This window comes from Asticcacaulis taihuensis (genome assembly GCF_900100255.1).
Taxonomy (GTDB): domain Bacteria; phylum Pseudomonadota; class Alphaproteobacteria; order Caulobacterales; family Caulobacteraceae; genus Asticcacaulis; species Asticcacaulis taihuensis.
Map to the genome: position 1 here is coordinate 1 of NZ_FMTS01000004.1, position 15,126 is coordinate 15,126.

15 protein-coding genes, 1 tRNA gene and 1 pseudogene are annotated in these 15,126 nt (G+C 56.9%); 6 read left to right on the plus strand and 11 right to left on the minus strand.

Going from position 1 to position 15,126, the window contains the following annotated elements:
* Nucleotides 1-623: 623 nt before the first annotated feature.
* From BLO49_RS10970 to BLO49_RS10980, 3 genes are all read right to left on the minus strand, one after another.
* A complete protein-coding gene (locus tag BLO49_RS10970; RefSeq protein WP_090648349.1) occupies nucleotides 624-2,003 on the minus strand; it encodes an ATP-binding protein in 1,380 nt (459 codons plus the stop codon).
* Entirely contained in the window at nucleotides 2,000-2,659 is a 660-nt protein-coding gene (locus BLO49_RS10975; protein ID WP_170828306.1) for a DUF4062 domain-containing protein, read from the minus strand. Before BLO49_RS10975 ends, BLO49_RS10970 begins: the two co-directional genes overlap by 4 nt.
* Nucleotides 2,660-2,733: 74 nt before the next feature.
* The gene (locus BLO49_RS10980) at nucleotides 2,734-3,543 is read right to left on the minus strand and encodes a helix-turn-helix domain-containing protein (RefSeq protein WP_090648355.1); all 810 of its coding nucleotides are present in this window, start codon (nucleotides 3,541-3,543) and stop codon (nucleotides 2,734-2,736) included.
* Nucleotides 3,544-3,707: 164 nt separating this feature from the next.
* Between BLO49_RS10980 and BLO49_RS18725 the strand changes: the two are divergent.
* Together BLO49_RS18725 and BLO49_RS10985 are read left to right on the plus strand one after the other, a co-directional pair.
* Nucleotides 3,708-3,770 (plus strand): annotated as a pseudogene (locus BLO49_RS18725) (SEC-C metal-binding domain-containing protein); the annotation flags it as partial.
* 36 nt (nucleotides 3,771-3,806) lie between these two features.
* On the plus strand, nucleotides 3,807-4,835 hold the full coding sequence (locus tag BLO49_RS10985; protein ID WP_245678990.1) for a hypothetical protein: 1,029 nt from the start codon (nucleotides 3,807-3,809) through the stop codon (nucleotides 4,833-4,835).
* 116 nt (nucleotides 4,836-4,951) lie between these two features.
* On the opposite strand, the gene BLO49_RS10990 is transcribed toward BLO49_RS10985, so the two are convergent.
* The 7 genes from BLO49_RS10990 to BLO49_RS11020 all read right to left on the minus strand — a co-directional run bounded on the left by BLO49_RS10990 (nucleotide 4,952) and on the right by BLO49_RS11020 (nucleotide 10,476).
* Complete coding sequence (locus BLO49_RS10990) at nucleotides 4,952-5,866, minus strand: HEPN domain-containing protein (RefSeq protein ID WP_090648360.1); 915 nt, start codon at nucleotides 5,864-5,866, stop codon at nucleotides 4,952-4,954.
* 90 nt (nucleotides 5,867-5,956) lie between these two features.
* On the minus strand, nucleotides 5,957-6,250 hold the full coding sequence (locus BLO49_RS18610) for a helix-turn-helix domain-containing protein (RefSeq protein WP_245678991.1): 294 nt from the start codon (nucleotides 6,248-6,250) through the stop codon (nucleotides 5,957-5,959).
* A 465-nt stretch (nucleotides 6,251-6,715) separates the two neighbouring features.
* On the minus strand, nucleotides 6,716-8,026 hold the full coding sequence (locus BLO49_RS11000; RefSeq protein ID WP_090648363.1) for a tyrosine-type recombinase/integrase: 1,311 nt from the start codon (nucleotides 8,024-8,026) through the stop codon (nucleotides 6,716-6,718).
* Between the two features lie 179 nt (nucleotides 8,027-8,205).
* Nucleotides 8,206-8,290, minus strand: a tRNA-Leu gene (locus BLO49_RS11005).
* A 64-nt stretch (nucleotides 8,291-8,354) separates the two neighbouring features.
* Nucleotides 8,355-9,182, minus strand: a complete 828-nt coding sequence (locus BLO49_RS11010) for a hypothetical protein (protein ID WP_090648365.1) — start codon at nucleotides 9,180-9,182, stop codon at nucleotides 8,355-8,357.
* Between the two features lie 2 nt (nucleotides 9,183-9,184).
* A complete protein-coding gene (locus BLO49_RS11015; RefSeq protein ID WP_090648368.1) occupies nucleotides 9,185-9,919 on the minus strand; it encodes a hypothetical protein in 735 nt (244 codons plus the stop codon).
* A gap of 95 nt (nucleotides 9,920-10,014) precedes the next feature.
* The gene (locus tag BLO49_RS11020; protein ID WP_090648370.1) at nucleotides 10,015-10,476 is read right to left on the minus strand and encodes a MarR family winged helix-turn-helix transcriptional regulator; all 462 of its coding nucleotides are present in this window, start codon (nucleotides 10,474-10,476) and stop codon (nucleotides 10,015-10,017) included.
* Nucleotides 10,477-10,709: 233 nt separating this feature from the next.
* Between BLO49_RS11020 and BLO49_RS11025 the strand changes: the two genes are divergently transcribed.
* Genes BLO49_RS11025 through BLO49_RS11040 form a run of 4 tightly spaced genes read left to right on the plus strand, consistent with a single transcriptional unit; the run spans nucleotide 10,710 to nucleotide 13,761 of the window.
* On the plus strand, nucleotides 10,710-11,291 hold the full coding sequence (locus tag BLO49_RS11025) for a YqaA family protein (protein WP_170828307.1): 582 nt from the start codon (nucleotides 10,710-10,712) through the stop codon (nucleotides 11,289-11,291).
* 12 nt (nucleotides 11,292-11,303) lie between these two features.
* Entirely contained in the window at nucleotides 11,304-11,864 is a 561-nt protein-coding gene (locus BLO49_RS11030; RefSeq protein WP_090648373.1) for a disulfide bond formation protein B, read from the plus strand.
* 10 nt (nucleotides 11,865-11,874) lie between these two features.
* Entirely contained in the window at nucleotides 11,875-12,441 is a 567-nt protein-coding gene (locus BLO49_RS11035) for a demethoxyubiquinone hydroxylase family protein (RefSeq protein WP_090648376.1), read from the plus strand.
* A 51-nt stretch (nucleotides 12,442-12,492) separates the two neighbouring features.
* Nucleotides 12,493-13,761, plus strand: coding sequence for an NRAMP family divalent metal transporter (locus tag BLO49_RS11040; protein WP_090648378.1), 1,269 nt, complete (start codon nucleotides 12,493-12,495; stop codon nucleotides 13,759-13,761).
* On the opposite strand, the gene BLO49_RS11045 is transcribed toward BLO49_RS11040, so the two are convergent.
* Nucleotides 13,736-14,992, minus strand: a complete 1,257-nt coding sequence (locus BLO49_RS11045; RefSeq protein ID WP_139159673.1) for a hypothetical protein — start codon at nucleotides 14,990-14,992, stop codon at nucleotides 13,736-13,738. The two genes, BLO49_RS11040 and BLO49_RS11045, sit on opposite strands and share 26 nt — an antisense overlap.
* Nucleotides 14,993-15,126 lie beyond the last annotated feature (134 nt).

Sequence of the window (15,126 nt, forward strand, 5' to 3'; positions counted from 1 at the left end):
ATCAGAAAACAGCGGCGTAATATCCACCTAAACCGAGGCCAAACCCTCCACTATTTTGCGACCGAGTTTGTCCCAATATCTTTGACGACGGACACATGGAAACGCTGGGACAGAGACTGGCACAGCCTAAGGGCTGGGCCGTCACTCGCGTCACCGACGGCGACTTGGCGAGCGCTGTGCCGGAGTAACGCCTCGCCCTCAAGACTAGACAAAATGCCGAATCTTGATAAAATTGGAGTTCATCCATCTCATTGATTGCTTCGGCCAGTAGGCGGCGCCCCGCACAGGGGCGCCGCCTACTGGCCGAAGCAATATGTGGCACCCACGACGCTAATGTCGAGATATGTCGAGATTCAAAGACGATCTCTTTTCATTTCATGCCGACAATTTCTTGAAAATCGGCTATTGCCTCGCGCGTCACTTCCTTTCGTCCACACGTCAGGCACGTCGGGATAATGTCGAGATACACGAAAATCGTCACGTCTAGTATGTCGACATAAAGTCGAGATTTATCCTCCCTACTCTTGAGGAAGCCGACTAAAACACCTTGCTTGCCAATGCCCGGACACCATCCAGAATGAATTGGCTATCGCATAGTCTAACGACTGCGATGTCGAGATTTGTCAGCTAACGCGCCGATATACGGTTGCGCGGGCCGATCCCTCTTTCCGGACAAAACGATAGCTCACCAGTTCTGACAGATCACGACTGGCCTGCCGCGGGTTCAAACCTTCAGCAAACCGCGCCCCGTATTCCGCCAACGTCATGACTTCGCCCGGTGCAACCGCGTCGAGATAGGCCTTCTGGCGGACATTTAATTGCTGGTTACGGGCATCCTCTCGTCCCAGCGCCGCGAACACGGTCAACGTCACGCCGCCCTCATCATCACGCCATTTAGGCGGAGGCGCCCCCAGCCTCTTGGCACTATCGGCAATACGCTCGGCGCCTCGCCCAGTTCTGTCCATCATATCATTGAGATAAAACAGATGGGCGATATCCGGATTAACCGGGTACGACTGGTGCCCGCGGGGCAAATCGGCGGCTTTGATTTCACGCGGCAGCCGACCCGAATTCCAGAATTCAATCCGATCGGGAAAGACCGAAACCTTTACACCACCGGAATACGACGCATAGTCGCGGTGAGCCAAGGCGTTCACGATACCCTCGCGAAGCGCAAACCCTTCATAATTTTGACGCTCATCCCGTTTGATCGAGCCTTCGCTGAACTCTGCCCGCCTGCGGATATAGCCACTCAACACTTTGAATACGCGTTCCGCAATTTCGAGCACGGACCCTTCAAACCACTCATAATGCTCGTAACTGTCGTCCGTCTTATCTCGGCGGTATTCCACCAACTGCACCCGCACCTGCGGATGCCGCTGCTGAGGAAACCTGGCGAATAGGATGTCAGCCGCATTCGTATACCCGCTCGCACGCCACAGCCCGACCTGCGAAAGGAACGCATTCGGTGAACCCATATCCGAAGAATGAAAGCGACCGGTCTCATTTGCCTGCGACAGCACAGCATGGACAAGCTCGTAGTCGATATCCACCTCTTCCAGGGCCGGAGAAATTCGCCGCTCCCAGCGTTCCGGCAACGGATCCGCACTAAACATGCCGCGAATGTCATCAGCCTTCGCCCGAAGAGTTTCCGTGCCCTGACGAACCCAGATCGCGCCCTCAGCGACGTACGGACGATCGCTGCCAGGCGGAACGTTGACGACGAAAACCTGCATGTCGTCGGCCTCTTCCAAATCGACCGAAAACAGGACGGACGGGGTGATCAGCTCCTTGAGTTGACTCTCGAACGTTTCCAGCAAGCCGCGCTTCTGATCGGCCACAAGCCTGGGCTCTGGGATAACAAAGGCAGTCCCCCCTGTCACCGAATTGAGAAACCCGCACACTTCCCGCGCCACCGCCGGCATGCTGAAGGCGCCACGCACAATACCCGTCGCTACGCCTTCACCACCAGAAATGCGTTTCAAGACAGTCGGATCAATCATGATGCCTGCCCTTTCTCAGCTGTAAGGGCTTTCGCAACAGCGGGAGCGGACGCGTGGTCGGCAACCTCTTTCGTTTCCTGAATGCGGCGAAGTAGCTCGACATTATTGCCTTCGGGATCAAATTGCGTGGTCACAAAGCGCAACACATCCGCCTCGCTATCAAACGGTTGCGTCCAGTTGTTCGTCCGGTCCGCCAGTTCCTTGACATCTTCTCGATTGGCCGCCTCTAGCATATCGATGCACTTTAGGTCATGCAGAACAGACTTGCTATCGAGTGTCAGCACCGAACGCCCTTCCGCGCCTTTCAATGATTTTCCGCCAGATGACAATGTATTCAGGAGCGCACGCGCGGAGTACACATTCTTATGGCAAACCATAAACCGAGGCTTATCCAGTTCAATCGCCTTGAGTAATTCCCTGTGGGTGATCGACTGTTCGCCTTTCTGTTCAACGCCCGTACCGTAGGCAGTCGTAATAATGCCGAAAAAAATATCGCAGCGCTCGACCGCAATAAGGCAGTTCTCGAAGTTGTTCAAATCTGGATTCAGCGGGATAGTGCCTTTGTGGGACATCCAAACATCGTATCCGAAGGCAGTCAGCATCGCGAATATCTGATCGAGCATAGGCTCGATCTGATACACGGTCGACGAAACCATTATCGATACTCTTCTCGGACCTTTTGCCATCACCACCGAATCTCGCTCAAACCCAACTTGCGTCAAACGAAACCCTACGCGCAAGGATTAGTTGTGGATTTTTCATCGCCCGTTTGGCTACCCACAGACTCTTCAATATCCCACAGGGATCGCCCCGGACCATAGGCCAGTCGCCGATCGATCAGCATAATCTTGCGCTTGGGAGCGCCCGGATCGGTTGCTTTCTGCGACACCGACAACACCGCCACCCTATGGTCTTCAAAGTCAGGGCGAGGCGCATCCATGACGCCACACAGCACGGTCAGGCCTTTACGCTCCAAATCCGCTACAGCCTCCAAAATATCTGAGTACAGCTCACGACGGCGGCCCTCCCCGCCGTGACCGCCATTCAGGGCCCCGCACATGAGGAAACCCGCCAGGTCGAACCACTCGACAAGGCCCAGCACCTCATCCTGAAACTCGGCTGGCAACTGTGGGGTCACCGGCAGGCATGCGTGGCAATTGGCGATCTGGCGAACGTCGGCCTGGGTCTTGAGCACCTTGACCTTAACAACCTCCATGTTCCCAAACTGCTCTGCCATCTCGGCATGCACGTCTTCCATCGGCCTTGGCCAGCGGGGCTCGGTGTAATGACCGACCTCATGGCCCAGCGCTACCGCTATCTGATCCAGCGACTCGCGTGATACCGGCTCACCCCTCTCTACCCGTTCGACCGTCGATACCGAAACGCCAGCAAAATCTGCCAGCGTGCTGACCTTCCAGTTCTGCAAGCGGCGTTCCATCTGGACGACGATGGCAGTCATCTCCAGCGGAGGCGCCCGAAACCCACCTTGGTCCGCCTCGACAGCTTTAACAAACCGATCCCAAAGATCTTTGGTCGACATCTAATGTCTCCTTCCGGCACCATCATGCGCATTCCGACTGAAATAAAACAGCCGCAAAAATCCTTCAGTTGGCATCACCGAGGAGAAGGGCCAAGATGTGCATAATATACAGAAAGCGCCCCGCTTTTTAGGGGCGGGGAACGAATCTATTCATGCCACTCAAAATGCCCGGCCGAAATGAACCCTGTTGGTGCCATTCGGGCCTCAAATATAAGAAATGTCACCTGAATCGCGTTGAACAGCCCAGAGGCAATCCCTGGGAAGTGGTCGAGATCAATAAGAAGGCCTTTCAAAAAAAGAGCTGTTTCGCCGAAGGAGGCGATTTTGGCGCCTGTGAAGGGAAGATCATCAACGCCCATACGGTTTCGCGCGGCCCCAATCTGACGAAGATCGCTCGAAACGGCCAGGTCATTCAATATAAGGGCAATGTCACTGTTTTCGAAAAGACCGGCGGCCGGCTCAAACCCGATCTCATCGGTATCGGCCAGGCTTCAGCGTTCAACGGCTACTGCGCAAAACATGATCGTGAGCTCTTTTCTTGCATTGAAAATGAACCCTTCACCGGTCGCGTGGATCAGCTCTTGGCCGTGGCCTTCCGAACCTTGAGCCGGGAACTCCACGGCAAGGACGCATCCGGTAATATGCGTGACATGCTGCGCGACTCCGACAAGGGCCGGACCTTTGAAGAACAGCTTGCGATCCAGCATTGGCTGAAGACAATGGATGTCGGCATTAAAGCGTCTCAGCGGGAATTGAGAGCCACCTTCAGCACGTTGAAGCAAGCGCTCGCGGGGAAACAGCCGGAGGTTCTGCGCTCACTGGTTCTGAAGTGCGACGCCGCTCTGCCATTCATGGCGGCCGGCGCCTGGTCGGCTTTCACCGACCTCAACGGCAACGACATCCAAGACGGAAACTCGACTGAACAGTTGGAGCAATTGTTCATCTCGACGTTCGCCGGAGACCCGACAAGCTACATTTGCGTGTCATGGCTCGATAAGCCCGGTGCGCCCGGAAAGATTATAGCCGATCAGCTCGCCTCCATCGCACCAGATCGGCAAGTCGAGGTGTTTCTTCAGTTCGTCGTCAAACACGTCGAAAACGTATTCTTCAATCCCGACTGGTTTGAAGCCCTGGCCCCCGGTCAGCGCAAGACCCTCGATCGCCTCGCGGCCAGTGGACTCGATAGTTTCGGCAGTGTGCCCCAGGCCGCGCTTCGGGCCGACGTTACCTTCGGCATGCCTGCCGTGTCACGGAGCACATTCGTCGGCTGCAAGTCGAAGCTTTCCGGTTGATGGCGAAATGATATGTGGCCACAACATCCGTAGTCTTGAGCGGCTTCTCATAGCTAGTTCCGCTTTTTACATGCCTCGAATGTGTGCCCATGTCTCCTAAGGGCCAAGAGGCGAAATTATAGTGCTAGTCTTGCTTCGCAAATTTGCTTCGTCACATTCCGCAAAAGGATGACCCGTGCGCGCAGCCATTCTAGCTCCTCGGCGGCAATCTCATATTCAGCCGAATATCGTGCTTCAACATAGGCCCTCTGCAATTTTGCAAAGCACCGCCTGGCAAATTTATCGCTGTCCGGCCAGATGTCGCGTAGATGCTCGTCCAAGCCCTCTGCCTGCGATCTCAAGAAGCTGAGACGATGAGATTTCGGACTGTAAAGTGTGAGGACTAGCAGGACGCAGTGGTAGAGAGCCTCTGTCACTTGATGGAAAGTGAAAGCGACATCCTTTGTCCATTGCTGATCAGTTTGCGATCTGTTCAGTAGGTAGTCGGCCGTTTCTAAACGTCGCTCTGCGTTTGCTATCCACTGATCGTAATAACCTTGTGCCTCGGCCCTGACCTCATCAGCAGATAGTGGTTTGGCCTTTGCCAGCGGATGCCCCTCGGCCTCGAAGAGCATGATGCCGTCACGCGCTATGTCACTAAAGAACGGACGCCCCTTGGCTAATTGATCATTCACGTCCTGAAGACTATGGACGATTAAGCTAACCGGCGTGTTCAGCTCATGTGTAAGAGTATATTCACGGACAAATGTGTCGTCGGCGCCTGACCAATATTCTTGCAGATCGGTGAACTCGTGACCGCTGACCACGACGAGGATGTCATAGTCCGAGCGATAACCCGACAGACGGTCTTCCACCCATCCGCCGCGCGCATATGATCCAAAGAGGATCACTTTCAGGATGCGCCCGGCCTTACGCTTGCCGGAGAGCTTCGTCTTGGTCGCATTTTCGAATGTATCGAACAGCACCTTCACCACGTGCTCAAGCTCGCGTTGTTTGGTATCGGGCAGGTGCGAGAGCTGATCGGCCAGCATGGAGATTCCTATATCGAAATACGAGTCTAGCACCGCAACCGGGCGTGAGCTACCGCTTTTCCGCTAGGGGCAATCAAGGGCAAAATACGCCTATTTCTGCCCCCGCAGCGGCAATTCAAGTTGAGCCCAGCTACCACGCTGGCCACTGGCTACCTTGGCCTCATGGGCCACGGGAGAGGTCTGTGGGGCAGGTTCTTTCACTGAACTCCCGCCGTCGATAAAGGCCAGCAAATCACGACGTAAGATCAGCCGTCGTCCGCCAACCTTCACTGAACGCAGAGCGCCTTCGGCCATCTTCTCGTAAAGAAATGACCTGCCCAGGCCCGAAGCCTTCACCGCCTCATCTATGCGATATGAAATCTTGTCTATACTCTCTGTCGCCATGGTCCACCTCCAGGCCTTGAAGATACCATCGAAGACACTCTTTGAAGAGACACCAGCGAGGGACTGGGACGGCCAAAGAACGACTCCCGACTTTGGTACGCATAACCTCTTGACGCCTCTGTACGGGCATTCCAGGCCACCTACGAGGGCTTTTAGCTTACCGGCCGTCCAGAGGCCAGGGGAGGCTAAAAACCCTCATTTTCAACAAATTTATCGCAACGCAAAAATGGGAATATAAATAAATAAAAACAATGCGTTACCATGTATTAACTCCCAATTTTTGCGTTAAATCCTGAAAACCGATGTGCAGACAAAGGCTTACGCGAAACAGGAGTTGAGCCTTTATCTTGCCTTCACTCCGTACCTTTTTTGTTCCGATTTTCACACGGTAAAATGTGGCCGCACATTGTGCGGCGCACACTTACCTGAGCAGGGTATGTGACATGACAGTTCAAACTGATGTCTCTAGCCATAACTCTGTCCAGGAAAACGGACAGTCATTGTCACATTAGAAGAATAGCTTCCCGTTGCCTCAGTAGGACGGGTGGCAGCCTTCTTTTTTTGAGCGAATTGCTTCGGTGTTTGGATATCAACGCCCGCTTTCAGATGATCAAGATAGTCTGACCACCACTGCGCCATTTCGACTCGCTCGTCCCAAAACTGGCTCCGCTGGTAGATACCGCGTACACTGTCGTCCACATGCGACAGGGCCAATTCGATTGTCTCGGGCGCCCATAGCCTCGATTCATTGAGAAGCGTGCTCGCCGTACTACGGAAGCCATGTGACACCATTTCCTCGTTGCTATAACCCATTGTCCGCAGAGCCTTGTTTAAGGTGACGTCGGACATGGGTTTTCGCCAACTTTTGCGCGCCGGAAACACTAGCGTATAGTTACCGAACCTGAGATGTGCTTGGTTTAAAATTGCCAGCGACTGGCGAGATAGAGGAACGGAATGAGGTTCTCGCATCTTCATTCTTTCGGCGGGTATTTTCCACACGCAGTTGTCGCGGTCCATATCCTTCCATTCAGCACTACGAAGTTCGCCCGGTCGAACGAACACATGGGGCGCCAGCTTTAGGGCGAGCCGCGTGCCGATAAAGCCGTTATAGGCATCGATGTCCCGCAAGAGCTGACCAAATGCACTGGGATCTACGATGGCGGCGTGGTGGCGCACCTTCGGCTTGATAAGCGCTTCGCCCAACTCCGCCGCAGGATTGGTTGCGGCTCTGCCAGTAAGGACACCGTAACGGAACACGCGCGAGAGAAAGCCTCTGATGCGGTTGGCAGTCTCGTAATGTCCGTTTTCTTCAACCTTACGAATGGCCTGAAGTATCTCATAAGGCATTAGATCGTTCAGCGCCTGATCGCCAAGGTCTTTTTCAACAAGGGAAAAGAACCATTCCATTTTGTATAAGGTCTTATTTGAAAAGCCGTCCTTTCGCTTTTTCTCGATAAATTCGGCCGCGACCACACGCAAGGTGCTGCTCTTTTCCAGAATTTTTGCCTTCTCCAGGCGCTTACGCTCTTGGTACGGATCGACCCCATGCGCGAGGAGCACGCGGGCGTCGTCTCGCCTTTCTCGTGCTTCTTTTAGGGTTATCTCGGGGTACGAACCCACCGATAAGGTTTTCTCAGCCGACTGCCAGCGATATTTCACTCGCCAATACTTGCCACCGGCCGGTGAAATGAAGAGATAAAGACCGTCTTCATCATAGAGCTTGAACGGTTTAGCCTTCGGCCTCGCGTTGCGGGCCGCCATATCAGATAGTGCCATGTTCCCTCCTGGAACGTATGAGCGACATACGTGCGACAGTCGGGCGGCCATACCCCCATATACCCCCAAAATCGCAGTGGATGCGAGCGGATACGGGTGGACAGCCGTGGCCTGTTACACGCATAAACTACCAGATTTTAAGAGGTTTTTCAATATTTTTGCGTTTGCAAAAACGTAAATGGTGCCCCCGGTCGGACTCGAACCGACACACCTCTCGGTACCGGATTTTGAATCCGGCGCGTCTACCAATTCCACCACAGGGGCGCAGGGAAGGAAGCGGGTTGATAAAGGCTTTTCACGGATGGCGCAAGAGCCAGACAGAGCGTTTTTATGCCAGCATATTGCGCTTGTGCGCCGGCAGCTTCCTGAGGTCCGGTTTTGGCGCAGGGGGCGGCGTCGGGTCAGGTTCGGGCGTGGCCGCAACTACAGGCGCGGCGCCCGCCTTGTCGGCATCATTCAGCGCCTCGGTCACCACCGCCGCCGCGCCATTCTTTCGAGCCAGAGGCCAGGCCGGACGCCAGCGCACCAGTTCGGGGGAAGGCAGGTACTGGGCTTCCAACTGGCGGACATAGGCCAGGGAATCCGTCCGCGCCAATTCGTCCTGGGCGGCGCGGATCAGGCTCTTCACATAGTCCTCGTTACTCCAGAATACCCGGAAGGCATTAAGGCTTTCCCACACCGCAATCATCTGCTCCTCGGCCGACATGGCAATCTTGACCTTGTTGGGCTTTGGCTTTTCCGGCTTCGGCGGTTCCGGCGGCGGCATGGCCTTTTCGAGTTCGGCCAGGTTCTTGCCGGGCTTGTCGACCAGGGCCATGACATGGCCGAGACGGTTATGCACCTCATCCCGCACCAGGGCCGCGCGTTCGATGATCGCCAGTCCCCGCGCCTCAAGCGCCTGATTCAGCCGATAGCGGATGCTGTCATAGATATGATCGACCGAACGGCGCTTGGCCTCGTCAAGCCGCATGGCCGCCTGACGCCGGCCGATATAGGCGCCGATGGCCACCGCGATGACCACTGTCACCATCAGCGCCAGAAAGACATAAATCAGGAACGGATCGAAATAGGCTATGCCAACATCGGCATAATAGGGATCGGGGGGCGCGTCATTAAACGGGCCGTTGAAATCCGAATCGAGTAGAAAAAGCGCCATATCTACCCCCGAACCCCAGGCTCGCCGACACGCGGCAGCAGGGGCGGCGTCCAGACGGGGGTATCGATAAGCTGGATGCGCGCATTCTCAAACAGGCCGGCCATGGAGCGCGTGCTTTTCCATTCCTCGTGCAGAGCGTTCAGGGCCTTGTATATCCGCGCCTGGTGACTGAGCGGCGGCGCCGGCGGCTGGGCGAAAGGCGCGCCAATCTGGGCGACCGGCTGCCCGTTATGGACGCCCGTCTGTACGGCATCCGCCACCGGTTGACCGTTCGGACTGTTACTGACCGCGATATTGATGATGGTGCCTGAGTTTTCGCCTATGCCGCCTATGCCATAACCGGCCGGCGCATCGACTTCCTTCACACCGCTCAGGGCCTTTTCAAGCTTGCTGTATTCGTTACGGATTTCCTTGCCGCAGCGGCGGGTTTCACCGCTGATGGCATTGACCAGACCGACTACGTCCGGGCTGAGCGTCCCCGGCGCTTCATACGCCCTGGCCTGAGCCAGGCGCGAAGCCGTCTCAACCAGCTTCACGGTTTTGACGTGGGCGAAGAAGCTTTCCCACTGGTTGCGGCGGACAATGCGGTACACGCCCCAGACGACCAGCGCCATGATGATGCCCCAGACCAACAACGCCAGAAGCGGCGCATCGTGGTAGAAAACGGGATCGGATGGAAAGTCGTTAGGCGGGGCAACGGGGTCCGGCCCATCGGGAGCGTCGTAATTTCCGTGCATTATGAACCCTCCCTTTCACGCGCCTGTCTTCACCCCGAAAGGTTAACAGATTGCCAAAGGGGATGCGAGTCCACAACGCCTAATTTGCGAAGCGATCAGCCTTCGGCGCCATTATGCGCTTTCAGCGCCGCTTCCTCGACACGGCGCAGCAGTTTCTTGAACTGCACCACCTCTTCCGGTGTGAAGCCAGCCAGCATGATGCGCTCATATTCGGCGGCGGCCGGCGCCACATCAGCATAGAGCCGCTCGCCTTCGGCCGTCAGGATCAGGTGGTGCGACCGGCCGTCATGTTCGTGGGGCGCGCGGGTGATCAGCCTGCGCTTGGCCAGGGCCTGGGCGGCGCGTGAAATCGTCACCTTGTCCATGCCGGCGCGCTTGACCAGGGCCTGCTGTGTGGTGGGACCATCTTCGCGCAGAATAAAGATCAGGCGCCATTCCGGTATCTTGAGACCATAGAGACTCTCATATGCCGTCGAGATCAGGGCACTGACGGCACTGGAGGCCACGGCCAGGCGATAGGGCATATACTCGTCGAGAGGCAGCGAATCTTGAGACATTAAGACGAATCCTTCGTAGGGAAGCTACTATGTGCCTTGTGACAGCACCAATTACAAATGAGTTATTGTTAAGGCATTGTCGAATTAACCTAATGCCAGAGCCTTCCGCACATTGAAAATGTCGCTTTTACGCGATGTGAGCGCGCTTTTTTGCGCCTGGCACGCGTCACGCAGGCGACAAGGCAGCGAACTCCTGATAAGGCAGTCTGCCTGACCCCATCCAAGGAGCCTCCGTGCTGCGTCGTCTCTATAACTGGCTGCTGAAACTGGCCGGCACCCAACACGCCGAAAAAGTCCTCGCCGTCGTCTCCTTCGCCGAAGCGTCCTTCTTCCCCATCCCGCCTGATGCCATGCTGATCCCCATGGTGCTGGCCAAGCCGGAACGCGCCTGGCGCACTGCCTTCATCTGTTCGGTCGCTTCCGTTGCGGGCGGTTTTCTGGGCTACGCCATCGGTTATTACGCCCAGCCCATCGGTCACTGGATTCTGTCCCTGTTCGGCCATCCGCAGGGCCTGGAAGAGTTCCATGCCTGGTTCGCCAAATGGGGCGTCGGCGTCATCTTCATGAAGGGACTGACGCCTATCCCCTACAAGCTGGTGACCATCGCCGCCGGCCTTGCGCAATTCAGCCTCGTGTGGTTCTTTATCGCTTCGGCCCTGACCCGTTCCTTACGCTTCTTCGCGGTCGCGGCCCTGGTAAAGCGTTTCGGGCCTGAAATCACCGAACTGATGGAAAAGCGCTTCTATCTGGTCGGCACCATTGTTGTCGGGCTTCTGGTGGCCGGCATACTCGCTGTCAAATTTATTCCTCATTAGACACAAACCTTCATGACCGCGCACAAATCAAACAGGTTCGCCAAGAAGTTCATGCTGGCCTTCGGCCGCTGGTGGAGCATCACCGCCCTGGTCGTTTCCCTGGCCATGCTGGCGACCGCCTGGTCCTTCCAGTTGTTTGGCCATCTCGCCCCCTGCCATCTGTGCCTGAAGCAACGCGACATCTACTGGATCGCCGTCGGCGTATCCATGGTAGCGAGCATCTGGGCCCTTTTTACCGGCGCCAAGGGACCGCCACGCGTCTTTTCGTTCGTTCTCTTCGCCATCTTCCTGACCGGCGCGGCCCTGGCCTTCTTCCATGCCGGCGTCGAACTGAAATGGTGGCGCGGCCCAGAAAGCTGCACTGCCTCCGGCGCCGAAATCAGCCTCGACCAGATGGCCGCCTTCCTGGCGGGCGCCGCCTCGCGGGCCCCGATGTGCGATGTGGCGCAATGGCGCATGTTCGGCCTGTCGATGGCCGGTTATAATGCCATCGTATCCGCTGTTCTGGCTACCTTAAGTCTGCTGGCCTCGCTGCGTTTCAAGTCGAAGTACCGCTCCAGCCGGCCCTATTGAGTTCGTGCCCATGATGTCGCCCGCCAAACCCGTCCCTCCCCGCCCCGGCCACGGTTCCACGCGGCGCCGGCTGGAGGAAATCCTGCGGGTCGATCATGCCGGCGAGCTGGCGGCCGTGCAGATCTACAAGGGCCAGAGCATGGTCTTTGCCGATACGCCGAAGCGGGAATTGAGCGAACAATTCAGCCATATGCAGGGCGAGGAACAGGTGCATCTGGATGCCTTCGAGCGCCTGCTGCGTGAGAGACAGGTCCGCCCCACGGCCATGACGCCCATCTGGCGCCTGGCGGCGCTGGGACTTGGTGTCGGCACGGCCCTGCTGGGCGAAAAGGCCGCCCATGCCTGCACCGAAGCCGTGGAAGATGTTATCGCTGATCATTATGCCGAGCAGATCGCCGAACTGGAAACCTCTGATCCGGCGCTGGCGCAGCGCCTGACCCAGTTCCGCCAGGACGAGATCGGCCATCACGATCGTGCCGTCGACCAGGGCGCGCGGGAAGCCACCGGCTATCCTCTGCTTTCGGCGCTTATCAAAACCGGATGCCGGGTCGCCATCAAGATCAGCGAAAAAATATAGGCGAACCGGCACGCTCGTGTTCGCAGCCTGTTACAGACATGCGGAGCCCTTATGCCGGATACGGATATCCAAAAGGAAAAGCCAAAAGGTCTTAAAGCCTTGTGGAACCTGCTCGGTCCCGGCCTCATCACCGGCGCCAGTGATGATGATCCCTCCGGCATTGCCACCTATTCCCAGGCGGGGGCGCAATATGGCCTGACCACCCTGTGGACCGCCCTGATCACCTTCCCGCTGATGGCGGCGGTGCAGGAAATGTGTGCCCGCATCGGCGTGGTGACCACGCAAGGCTTGACCGGCATCCTGCGCAAAAACTATCCCGCCCCCGTCCTGTGGCTGATGGTGCTGTTCAGCTTTCCGGCCATTGTTCTCAATATCGGCGCCGATATCGCCGGCATGGGCGCCGTCGCCAACCTGATCTTTCCGGCCGTCAGTCCGCTGATTTTCAGTGTCGTTTTCACCGGCCTGCTGCTGGCCGCCATTATCGTCCTGCCCTATGCGCGCATGGCCGCGGTGCTGAAATGGCTGTGCGCCATATTGCTGGTCTACCTTGTCGTGCCCTTCCTGGTGAAAACCGACTGGCCGGGCGTGGTTCGGCATACCTTCATCCCCGCCATCCAGTTCAACAAGGACTATATCAGCGTTCTGGTCGCTATTCTCGGCACCACCATCTCGCCCTATCTCTTCTTCTGGCAGACCACCATGGAAGTGGAGACCGTCAAACACCGCCATGTCGTGGTGGACAAGCGCTATATCCAGGAGGTCGGGTTCGATGTCGACATGGGGATGCTGTTCTCCAATATCGTCATGTATTTCATTATCCTGACCACCGGCACCGTCCTTTTCAATGCTGGCATCCATCAGATCGATACGGTTGAAGAGGCCGCCAAGGCACTGGAACCCATCGCCGGACAAGGGGCCTATTACCTGTTCGCCATTGGCATTATCGGTACCGGCTTCCTGGCCATTCCGGTGCTGAGCGGGTCGCTGTCCTACATCATTTCCGAGACCTTCGGCTGGCAGGAGGGTCTGGATAAGCGCCTGCACGAAGCCCCCGCCTTCTATGGCGTGATCGTCGTGTCGTTGCTGGTGGGGCTGGGGATCAACTATATCGGCATCAGTCCGATACAGGCCCTGATCTGGTCGGCCATTCTCTATGGTCTGACTTCGCCGGTGATCATCGCCATTGTCCTGCATATCTCGAACAATCGGGCCGTCATGGGGGAATATACCAATGGCGCCTGGTCGAATATCCTGGGCGGACTGGCTTTTCTGCTGATGATCGCCGCGGCCGGTTTTATGTTGTATTTTCAGTTTGCTTAGTTAACCGCGAGACGACGACACGCCCGGCCACCACCACCGTCAGGCAGCCGAACAGCAGCATGGCCATGGAGGTGCGGTGCCAGAAATCCACATCTAGGATAAAACTGAACACGCCCCAGACCAACCAGCCGACAAAGAGCCACGACAGTATAAAGCGGAATATGCCGCCGCCGATACGATAGGCCACCGCCATCAGCAGGGCAGCATAGGGGGCGATCAGGATCATATCGTAATCGAGGATGCGCGGGATCATCAGCGGCACCAGTCCCATGCCGAACAACAGGCGTTCATCTTCTTCAAGCTTGCCCCATTGCGCGATGGCCATGCCCGCAAGTCCCATGACGATCATGAAACCAAGCGCCAGTTGCCAGTTCAGGTCCGACTTGCCCGGCACATGGAAGACCAGATTGGTCAGTTCGAACCAGCCCATGCCGGGTTGCCGCGCCAGGGTGACGGAATGAAGCGTCCGTTGCCACGCCTTACCGAAATGACCATCCGTGATCACCATCAGGTGGTTGACGCCAACACCTGCCACCGCCCGCCACAGAAAGGCGAAACCCCGCCGCCACAAAGCCACATCATCGAGCATGAAGATCACGAAATAGGCCAGGAAGGTCGGTTTGACGCAGGAACACAGGAGCACCGTCACGGTAAAGGGCAGGCGCGCCAGAAAGACATCCGACTGACTCATATTGGCCAGCGCAACGTCTTTGCGCCGGAACAGCAGAAGGCTGGCCAGCACCAGGGCGTGCATGACGATCCCGACATTGGCGCACAGGAAGGTCATGGCGGTCAGGCCGGAAAAGGCCAGCCAGCGCCAGCGGACGTCGATATGCGTGAATGAACGGACCAGGGCGAACCATAGCAGGAACAGGGTCGCCGGATAGAGCAATACCCACTGGAACAGGGTACGAGCCCCATTGATGCCGAAATGCTCAACGAACGGCATGAAGAGGTAAGCCACCTGCGGCGCGTAGACATAGGCCGCCGGCCGCACCCCGGCGCAAACCGGCGGATGGATAGCATAGGGCGAATGGCCGGCCGCCAGGGTCCGGGCGCCGCAGAGCACCGCGTCAATGTCCATCATCATCCAGGCATGATGGGTGATCATGTGGTACATGCCGGCCACGATCGGCCAGGCGCAGAACAGCATGAAGAGGATCAGAAGCGGCTTGAAGGCGGTCAGACGCCGCAGGACAGAAAGCGCGTCCATGTCAGGCCGTGAACTCATAAATATGTTCGTCATGGCGGCAGAAATGGCGAGATAATGCCAGGAGATGTGCGCTGGCCGTAGCTAACCTACGACCAAGCGCATCGACGCCGCAGTATGAAGCCATTTCGCCGTCCGAAGGATGCGGCCCCTTT